This window comes from Candidatus Binataceae bacterium (assembly GCA_035500095.1).
Taxonomy (GTDB): Bacteria; Desulfobacterota; Binatia; order Binatales; family Binataceae; genus JAKAVN01.
Map to the genome: position 1 here is coordinate 1 of DATJXN010000040.1, position 9,827 is coordinate 9,827.

Below are 9,827 nucleotides of genomic sequence, written 5' to 3' on the forward strand. Positions count from 1 at the left end.
AGGAGCGCGGGGATCAGGAGGCCATGTTCTACGACGCCGACTACGTGCGCGCACTCGAGTACGCCATGCCGCCAACGGCCGGCATGGGCGTCGGCATCGACCGGCTGGTCATGTTCTTGACCGATTCACCCTCGATCCGCGATGTGATCGCCTTCCCGCACCTGCGTCCGGAGGAGACGCCGGACCCGTGAGTGATGCGCCGATCGGCGTCTTCGACTCCGGCATCGGCGGCCTCACCGTGCTCAAGGCGCTGGTCGAACTGATGCCGCACGAGGACTTCATCTACCTGGGCGACACCGCCCGGCTGCCCTATGGCACCAAGTCGCGCGAGGTGATCGCGCAGTACTCGCGCGAAAACACCGGGTTCCTGCTCGCCAAGGGCGTCAAGATGCTGGTGGTCGCGTGTAACACGGCGAGCGCCGTGGCGCTCGACGATATAGCGCGCGAGACGGCGGTCCCGGTGGCCGGCGTAATCGAACCCGGCGCGCAGGCGGCGCTGCGCGCCACGCGCTCGGGCAAAATCGGCGTGATCGGCACCGAGGCGACAATCGCCTCCGGCGCGTACACGCGCGCGCTGCTGCGATTGCGCCCCGGGATCGAGATTTACACCCGCGCCTGCCCGTTGCTCGTGCCGCTGGTTGAGGAGGGATGGACCGAGGGCGAAGTGGCCGAGCGTACGGTCGCCCATTACCTGGAGAGCCTCAAGCTAAGCGGCATCGACACGCTGCTGCTCGGCTGCACTCACTATCCGCTGCTGAGCACGACCTTCGCGCGGGTGCTCGGCGCGGGAGTGCGGCTGGTGGATTCGGCGACCGCAACCGCAGCGGCAGTGCACAAGCGCCTCGTTGCGCTCGAACTGGCGCGGCGCGGCGGGCGCGGCACACAGAGCTTCTTCGTGACGGAAACGCCCGACCGGTTCATCCGCGTGGGGCGCCGTTTTCTCGGACCGCAGGTCGATTCGGCCGTGCGCATCGAACGCTAGGCATTTTGAAGCAGAGATGAACGGCTTGAATCGACCGTCGGCAAGGACGCGCGCGCCAGAAACCCGTGCCCGCTGAAAATCGTCCGGCGCCGAGGTAAAATTGAGAAATTCCGGTGCGCATCGACCCGCGCCCGCTGCTCCCGCTATATTGGTTTCCTGAAAATGGCTTCAGCTTTCAGCAAAGTCTTTGGCTCGAAGAACGACCGCGACCTCAAACGGATGCGGCCGACCGTCGCTGCGATCAACGAGCTTGAACCACAGATCGCGGCCGAGAGCGACGAGCGCCTGCGCGAGCGGATCGCCGGATGGAAGGCCAGGATAAGCGCGATCGACGATGACGAGGAACGCGCCGGAGCGCTGGACGACGTTCTGCCCGAGGTCTTCGCCGTAGTGCGCGAGGGCGCGCGGCGCACCCTCGGCCAGCGTCATTTCGACATGCAGCTGGTCGGCGGGATGGTGCTCCATCGAGGCCGGATCGCCGAGATGAAGACCGGCGAAGGCAAGACCCTGGTCGCCACGCTCCCCGCCGTGCTCAACGCGCTGAGCGGCCGCGGCGTGCATATCGTGACGGTCAACGACTACCTGGCGCGGCGCGACGCGGAGTGGATGGGCCGCATTTACGGCTTCCTCGGTCTCAGCGTCGGCGTGGTCGTGCACGGCATCAGCGATCCCGAACGCAAGGCCGCCTACGCCTGCGACATCACCTACGGCCAGAACAACGAGTTCGGTTTCGACTATCTGCGCGACAACATGAAGTTCAACCTGGAGGATTACGTCCAGCGGCCGCATCACTTCGCCATCGTCGACGAGGTCGATTCGATCCTGATCGACGAGGCGCGCACCCCGCTCATCATCTCCGGCGCTTCCGAAGAATCGACCGACACCTATTACGTCGTCGACCGCGTCATTCCGCGCCTCAAGGTCGAGGATCACTACACGATCGACGAGAAACTGCGCACGGCGGCGCTAACCGAGGAAGGCGTGACCCGGGTCGAGTCGCTGCTCGGCATCGATAACCTCTACGACCCGCGCAACATCCTGCTCGTCCATCACGTCAACCAGGCGCTCAAGGCCCATACGCTCTTCAAGCGCGACGTCGATTACGTGGTCAAGGACGGCCAGGTCGTGATCGTCGACGAATTCACCGGGCGGCTGATGCCCGGGCGGCGCTGGAGCGACGGTCTGCACCAGGCGGTCGAGGCCAAGGAAGGGGTCAAGATCGAATCCGAGAACCAGACCCTCGCGACCGTGACCTTCCAGAACTATTTCCGGATGTACGACAAGCTGGCGGGGATGACCGGCACGGCCGACACCGAAGCGGCCGAGTTCAAGGAAATCTATGGCCTCGACGTGGTGGTCGTGCCGACCAACCGGCCGATGATCCGGATCGACAATCACGACGTCATCTACAAGACCGAGGACGAGAAATTCGACGCGGTGATCGAGGAGATTCGGGATTGCCACGAGCGCGGCCAGCCGGTGCTTGTCGGCACCGTGTCGATCGAAAAGTCCGAGCGGGTCGCCAACCAGCTCAAAAAGACCGGGATCAGGCATTCCGTGCTCAACGCCAAGAACCACGAGCGCGAGGCCGAGATCGTGGCCCAGGCCGGCCGTTTCGGCGCGGTTACGATTTCGACCAACATGGCCGGCCGCGGCACCGATATCGTGCTCGGCGGCAATCCGGAGTTCATGGCCGCGGCCGAGGCTGGCACGCGCGATCCGCACGATGAAAACTTCGGCGCCGCGCTCGAGAAGTACCGCGCCCAGTGCCTGGCCGAACGCGAGCAGGTGCTCGAGGCCGGCGGCCTGCACATCCTCGGCACCGAGCGCCACGAATCGCGGCGAATCGACAACCAGTTGCGCGGGCGCTCGGGACGGCAGGGCGACCCCGGAAGCTCGCGCTTTTTCCTCTCGCTCGAGGACGACTTGCTGCGCATTTTCGGCGCCGACAAACTCAAGGGCCTCATGGGCCGGATCGGGATGGAGGACGGCGTCCCGATCGAGCATCGATGGATCAGCAAGGCGATCGAAAACGCCCAGAAGAAAGTCGAGTCCCACAACTTCGACATCCGCAAGCATCTGCTCGAATACGACGACGTGATGAACCGTCAGCGCGAAGTCGTCTATCATCGGCGCAAGCAACTGCTCTCGGGCGCGCCGATCAAGGACGACATCGTCGACATGTGCGACGCGCTGATCGAAGACATCGTCAAGGCCCACGTCGAGACCGAGGCCGCGCCCGAGGAGTGGAACTGGAAGGCGGTCGAGGACGCCTTCTACAAGCAGTTCCACTTCCATTTCAATTTCCGCGAAAGCGCCGAAGGCGGCGAGATCGACCATCCCGACGACCTGATCGAGGCCGCCGGCGAGCGCGTGCGCGCGCTCTACGAGCAGCGGGAGGCCGAATTCACACCGCCCGTGATGCGGCAGATCGAAAAGATCGTGATGCTGCAGACGCTCGACTCGCTCTGGAAGGACCATCTGCTCGCGATGGACCATCTGAAGGAGAGCATCGGGCTTCGCGGTTACGCCCAGCTGAACCCGCTGGTCGAGTACCAGAAGGAAGGCTTCGCGATGTTCGAGGCGCTGATGACCACGATGCAGGCGGACGTGGTCGAGAAGGTCTTCTCGGTGCAGACCGTGCGCGAGCAGAGCGTGCAGCAGCTCGAACAGCAGCAGCGTCCGCAGCGGGTGATAATGAGCCACGGCGGCCAGACCGAGCAGGCGCCCGCGCCCAACGCGCCGGCGGCGGCCAAACGCGAAACCGACAAGGTCGGCCGCAACGATCCCTGTCCGTGCGGCTCGGGCAAGAAATACAAGCGCTGCCACGGCAAGTAATCCAGAACTTCCAGGAAGAGACCCGGGCATTTCGTTCGCGCGCATTCGGCTCAGCCGCTTGCACCGTCGCGGACACGGCACGTATAAATCGCCGTCGGAGGCTATGTCCCTGATGGAACTGACCCTGGAACCGCGGGTGGTAAAAGGCTTTCGCTTCGCCGGCGTCGCCTCAGGCCTGCGCAAGGAGCCCGGACGCAAAGACCTCGGCGTGATCGTGGCCGATCGCCCGGTCGCCGCGGCAGGTGTCTTCACCACCAACCGGGTCAAGGCGGCGCCCGTCGTCGTCGCCCAGGAGCGCATCCGGCGCGGCCACCTCCAGGCGGTCGCGGCCAATTCGGGATCGGCCAACTGCTTCACCGGCAAGGCCGGAATCAAGCTCGCGCACAACTGCTGCGCGGCGCTCGCGGCGGGAGTCGGATGCGCGCCCGAACTGGTGGCGCCATGCTCGACCGGCGTGATCGGGCACCTCTACGACTTCAAGAAATACTGCGCCGGGATTCGCGACGCGCTTGGCGCGCTCTCGCCCGGCGCGCTCGAGGACTTCGCGCGCGCGATCATGACCACCGATACCCATCCCAAGGTAGCCTCGGCGCACCTTAAGCTCGGCGGCGCCGAGGTTACGGTGGCCGGGTGCGCCAAGGGCGCCGGGATGATCGAGCCGAAGATGGCGACGATGCTCGCGTTCATCGTGACCGACGCCACCGTGGGCGCGCCCGACCTCAAGCGCACGCTCAAGCGCGCGCTCCCGCAAAGCTTCAACGCGATCACCGTGGACGGCGACATGTCCACCAACGACACGCTGCTCCTGATGGCGAGCGGCGCCGCCGGCGCGCGAGTGCTCAAGGGCCGGGAACTTGGCGTCTTCGACGAGGCGGTCACGGCGGTAGCGAACGCTCTCGCGCGCGAGTTGGTGCGCGACGGCGAGGGCGCGACCAAGCTGGTCACGATCGAGGTTCGCGGAGCGCGCAGCGCCGCCGACGCGGATCGCGTCGCGCGGCAGATCGCCAATTCGCCGCTGGTCAAGACGGCTTTTTTCGGATGCGACCCGAATTTCGGACGAATCGTAATGGCGGCCGGAAAGGCGGGCGTTCCACTCGATCTCGAGCGGATGGAGGTCAAGATGGCGGGAATCCGTATCGCCAGCCGCGGCGCGCTGCATACCGAAGCGCTCGCGGCGGCGGCCGGGCGGATGAAGGAGCCCGAGTTTGGACTGACGATCGACCTGAAACTCGGCAAAGCGCGCGCGAGCGTCGTGACCTGCGACTTCAGCTTCGACTACGTGAAGATCAACGCCGAGTATACGACCTGACAGAGTCGGCCGGCGCCGGCGCGTGCGTGGCCAAGTTGCATCGGCTGGTCGCCGCCCCATAGAATTTGCGCGCAGAAACGGAGGCATACAGGCGCGTGGCAAACTTCGTCAAAGTCGCACGGCGCGATGAAATTCCCGACGGCCGCGGCAAAACGGTAGAAGCCGGCGGACGCAAGATCGCGCTGTTCAATGCGGGCGGCCGCTTCTATGCGATCGACGACTCCTGCCGCCATCGCGGCGGCCCGCTCGGCGAGGGCGATCTGATCGGCACGACCGTAGTCTGTCCGTGGCACGGATGGGAGTACAACGTGACCAACGGCGAAAACCTCGACGACCCTGGGGTCAAGGTCGGCTGCTTCGCCGTGCGTGTCGACGGCGACGACATCCTGATTGAAGCCTGAATCCGACGCGATACCCGCTCGCATCGCACGTGCTGTGCGGGCAGGTTGAAGCCTCGAGATGAAACCGGGCTTGGCTGCAACTCCACAACAGGCTGCGGGAGCGCGTCTCCCCGACTTTATCGCGATCGGACCGCCGCGCACCGGCACCACCTGGCTTTATCGCGCGCTCGGCGGACATGTCGGGCTCCCCCGCGAGACCAAGGAAACCGATTTTTTCTCCGATCACTACGACAAGGGCATTGAGTGGTACCTGGAGTTCTTCCGCGATTGCGCGCCGGGGCTCCCGATGGGCGAGATTTCGCCCAACTACTTCGCCGCGCCCGAAGCACCGGAGCGGATCGCACGCCATATTCCGCAGTGCCGCATCATCTGCACGCTGCGCGACCCGGTCGATCGGCTCTATTCGTTTTACCGCCTCATGCGCCACAACGGATGGACGCGGGCGACGATCGAGGAAGTGGCTGAGGGCACGACGCCGGCCGCCGAGGCCAGCCGCTACGTACACTACCTGGCGCGCTGGCGCGAACGCTTCGGCGCCGAACGCGTGTTGGTCGCGCTCTACGACGACCTCGAGCGCACGCCGCAGGCGTTCCTGGACGCCATCTGCGGCTTCATCGGCATAGCGTCGATCCCGCTTGCCGGCTCGCCGCTTTTGGGCAAACGGGTGAATCGGGTCACGCACGGCCCGCGTATCGCGCTGCTGGCCGAGCAGGCGTGGCGGCTGCGGCGATGGCTGGAGGCGCACAACGCGGGCGCGGCGATCACGATGCTACGCAAGGCCGGCGTATGGCGCTTCAGTTTCCGCGGCGGCGGCGAGTTCGGCCCGCTCGATCCCGCGCTCGACCGGCGGATGCGCGAGCGGTTTCGGCCCGAGATCGAGGCGCTCGAAAAAATGATCGGCCGCGACCTGTCCGCGTGGAAGAAGCCGGGCGGCGCGGGTTCAAGCGGTTCGGAGACGTAGCACGCGCAATCGCGCGCTGGCTTCTATCGGACGGTTTCAGACACCGGCCAAAGACGCTAAAATCTCGTCGCCAGAGACGTAACGATCGCGCGCGCGGGGCCGTCGCGGCCGGCGGTGAGAAGACCCGACGGGCGCGCGCTATCGGATCCGATTCCGGGGGGAATGGCAGTTGCTCACAAACGATCAATCGCCCAATCCGGGCCTCGGGCGGCTGCCCGACTTCATCGCTGTCGGCCCGGCGCGCACCGGCACGACATGGCTTCACGGCGTGCTCTTTCAGCGCGCTTCGCTTCCGCGGGGCACCAAGGAAACGCGGTTTTTCGATTCCTTTTACGACAAGGGCATCGCATGGTACCGCGACTATTTCACCGACTGTCCGGCGGGCCGGCCGGTCGGCGAGATTGCGCCGACCTATTTCCAGAAACCCGAGGTTCGCGAGCGAATCGCGCGCCATATTCCGAACTGCCGCGTCATCTGCACGCTGCGCGACCCGGTCGAGCGCGCCTACTCGACCTATCGGGTGTTTCTGCGCGAGGGCGAGACCCGGCTCGGCTTCGAAGACGAGGTGATGCTGCCGGACTCGCGCATCCGCGAGAGCAATCGCTACGCGTTCCATCTGCGTGGATGGCGGGAGACGTTCGGTGCGGACAATGTAGCCACGTTTTTTTATGATGACCTCGAGGCCGACGAACAGGCGTACGTAGATTCGATTTGCGATTTTCTCGAGGTGCGGCGGGTCGACCTCTCCGAGGTCCGCCAATTCCTGGTGCATAATTCGGTGCGGCGCGCACCGCGCAGCGTCACGGTCGCCGGCTGGGCGCACAGTTTCAGGATTTGGCTCAAATCGCAGCGCGCGGATCGCGTCGTGAACACGTTCGACCGCTGGGGTGTGTGGCGGATGCTCAATCAAGGCAAGCGGGAATTCCCTTCCCTTGATGCGGAGACCGCGGAACGTATGCGAAGGCTCTTCCTGCCCGAGGTTGAAGAGTTGGAAAATCTCGTCGGCAGGGACCTGACGGCCTGGAAGACCGGGCAGCGCGATCGCCCTCAGCGCGAGAACGGAGCGCGCCCCGTAACGCTCGTCCAGGATGAGATCTAGCGCTCGCGTCGAAGGCTCAAGATGGCCGCGCGTCTGCCCGATTTTGTAGCAATAGGTCCGCCGCGCACCGGCACCACCTGGCTGCACGGCGTGCTGTACCATCGCGCCTGCCTTCCTGACGGCGTCAAGGAAACGCGCTTTTTCGACAAGTTCTACTCGCGCGGCCTCGATTGGTACCTAGGGCATTTCAAGGGATGTTCCGGAGATCGGCCGATCGGTGAAATCAGTCCGACCTATTTCAGATGGGAAACCGCGCGAGAGCGTATATTCAAGGACCTCGGCGATTGCAAGATCATTTGCACGCTCCGCGCGCCGGTGGCGCGTGCATATTCGCAGTATCGTCAGCTTCATACCTTGGGCATGGCGCGCGGTTCCTTTGAAAAAGAAGTCATGTCCAACGATATGCTGTTCGAGTTTACCCGGTACGGGTTCCATCTTCGCGCCTGGCTCCAGCGGTTTGGACGGGAGCGCGTGGGCGTGTTTTTCTACGAGGACCTGAAGGCGAACGAGCAGGGATTTGTCGATGACGTGTGTGGGTTTATCGGCGCTCCGTCGGTCACGCTCACGCCGGAGATAACCCGGTTTCTCGATCGCAACGAGGTGTCGCACGGATCGCGCAGCCAACTGCTCGCGTACAACGGGCGCCGGCTCATGTACTGGCTGCAGGAGCATCACGCCTACCGCCTGAGCGGCAGGCTGAAACGCATCGGATTCTGGCGCTTCTGCTTTGGCCGGGGTGCGTCGTTTCCGCCCCTTGATCACGCGGTCGAAGCGCGACTGCGAAAGCGTTTTACCCCGGAAGTGGAAGCCGTGGAAGAACTTACCGGTCGCGACCTATCCGCGTGGAGGGCCGCGCCGGCCGATCCTGTGGAGCGTATCGCGATGGGGCTCTGAGGAAGACCTTTATCCCAAATAAGCGCCGGCACACATTATTGGTTGTCTGCGCACGGAAATGATAATTTCGTGACCATGAGCCGAGTTTCCGTAGTCATCCCGGTGCGAAACGGCGTCGCCACCATCCGGCGGACCGTCGATAGCGCGCTCGCGCAAGAGCCCGAGCGTCCCGAGGTGATCGTGGTGGACGACGGCTCGACCGACGCGACCCCGCGGATCCTGGGTTCTTATGGCGACCAGATAAAGTTCCTGCGCCAGCGCAATCGCGGCCCGTCCGCTGCGCGCAACGCGGGCGCCGCAGCTGCAGGTCCCGATTCGGAGTATTTCACCTTTCTCGACGCTGACGACGTTCTGCTGCCTTCGATGGTCAGGGCGCTGACGAATGAGCTGGACGCGGTCCCCTCGGTGGCGCTGGCGTTCTGCGATATCGTTCCGGTGGACGACTACGACAACGAGCTCGACATCAAGTTCATCGACGAATCTTCGGCGCACGCGCCCACGATGGACGAGCTGCTGACGCGATGGTGGCCGATCCTCACCAGCGCCGCTGTCATGCGCCGCAGCGCTTTCCAGTCCGCCGGCGGTTTCGACGAAAGCTTCACCAGGCCCGGCTTCGAGGATCCATACATGTGGCTGACGATGCGCGAGCAGGGTGACTTCGCATACGTGCCGCAGCGCCTGGTGCGCTATCGCACCACCCCGCCTAGCGAACGGATGATGAAGTATGCCAAGGGCTACCGGATCTTCGGCCGGCTGGTCATGGAGCGCTACGGTGAGGCCGGCCAGCGCCTGATTCGCGAATCCACCAACGCTTTCGTCTCGGCCTGGGGCTATGCCGGGCTGGTGGCGCTCCGCGATGGCGACAAGCTGCGCGCGCGCCGCGCATTCGCCTGCGCGATGCGCTACGGACCGTTCCAGGTCCGCTCCGCGTCGCGCTGGTTGCGCACGTTCCTGCCGATGTTCGTGGTGCGCGCGCTCAGCGGACGGATCGTGCGCGGGGATCGCACCAAACCTGAGCTTGAGAACTATTTCCGTTAGACTGATATCCTCGGATTTTGAACTGGGTCAGGATATAAGCAGGCCTGTGAGAGGTCGCGGCAGGCGACGCCGCGCCCGCAATGGCGGCGCGGCCCAGGCTGTCAAGGCGCGCCCAAGGCTGCGCGCAAGGAGACGATGAGCAATAAAATCTGGCGCGGGATGCGCGACACGCTGCTCTGGTGGCGACCGGCCGAAGACGGCCGGGAAAAAAGCCGCTACATGGCGATTTACAAACGCCTGCTCGGCTACGCGCGTCCCTACATTTTTCCGGACCTCGCGCTTTCGGTGGCGGCGATGCTGCTGCT

The 9,827-nt window shown here is 64.7% G+C and carries 9 protein-coding genes; all 9 read left to right on the forward strand.

Annotated elements, in window-relative coordinates:
• Nucleotides 1-191 (forward strand): amino acid--tRNA ligase-related protein (locus VMI09_04770; protein ID HTQ23986.1); only part of this gene is annotated, 191 nt, incomplete at its 5' end.
• Complete coding sequence (murI, locus tag VMI09_04775; protein ID HTQ23987.1) at nt 188-982, forward strand: glutamate racemase; 795 nt, start codon at nt 188-190, stop codon at nt 980-982. The genes VMI09_04770 and murI, both read left to right, overlap by 4 nt.
• Nucleotides 983-1,144: 162 nt before the next feature.
• Nucleotides 1,145-3,820 carry a preprotein translocase subunit SecA gene (secA, locus tag VMI09_04780; GenBank protein HTQ23988.1) on the forward strand — a complete coding sequence of 892 codons (2,676 nt, stop codon included), beginning with the start codon at nt 1,145-1,147 and terminating at the stop codon, nt 3,818-3,820.
• A gap of 112 nt (nt 3,821-3,932) precedes the next feature.
• Nucleotides 3,933-5,129: a bifunctional glutamate N-acetyltransferase/amino-acid acetyltransferase ArgJ gene (gene argJ / locus VMI09_04785; GenBank protein HTQ23989.1), complete on the forward strand. Its 1,197-nt coding sequence runs from the start codon at nt 3,933-3,935 to the stop codon at nt 5,127-5,129.
• 95 nt (nt 5,130-5,224) lie between these two features.
• Nucleotides 5,225-5,530, forward strand: a complete 306-nt coding sequence (locus tag VMI09_04790; GenBank protein ID HTQ23990.1) for a Rieske 2Fe-2S domain-containing protein — start codon at nt 5,225-5,227, stop codon at nt 5,528-5,530.
• A gap of 58 nt (nt 5,531-5,588) precedes the next feature.
• Nucleotides 5,589-6,491, forward strand: a complete 903-nt coding sequence (locus VMI09_04795; protein HTQ23991.1) for a sulfotransferase — start codon at nt 5,589-5,591, stop codon at nt 6,489-6,491.
• A 169-nt stretch (nt 6,492-6,660) separates the two neighbouring features.
• Nucleotides 6,661-7,590 carry a sulfotransferase gene (locus tag VMI09_04800; GenBank protein HTQ23992.1) on the forward strand — a complete coding sequence of 310 codons (930 nt, stop codon included), beginning with the start codon at nt 6,661-6,663 and terminating at the stop codon, nt 7,588-7,590.
• A 21-nt stretch (nt 7,591-7,611) separates the two neighbouring features.
• Nucleotides 7,612-8,484 (forward strand): sulfotransferase, encoded by an 873-nt coding sequence (locus VMI09_04805; GenBank protein HTQ23993.1) that lies wholly within the window; start codon nt 7,612-7,614, stop codon nt 8,482-8,484.
• A gap of 75 nt (nt 8,485-8,559) precedes the next feature.
• Nucleotides 8,560-9,522, forward strand: coding sequence for a glycosyltransferase family A protein (locus tag VMI09_04810; protein ID HTQ23994.1), 963 nt, complete (start codon nt 8,560-8,562; stop codon nt 9,520-9,522).
• The last annotated feature ends 305 nt before the right edge of the window (nt 9,523-9,827 follow it).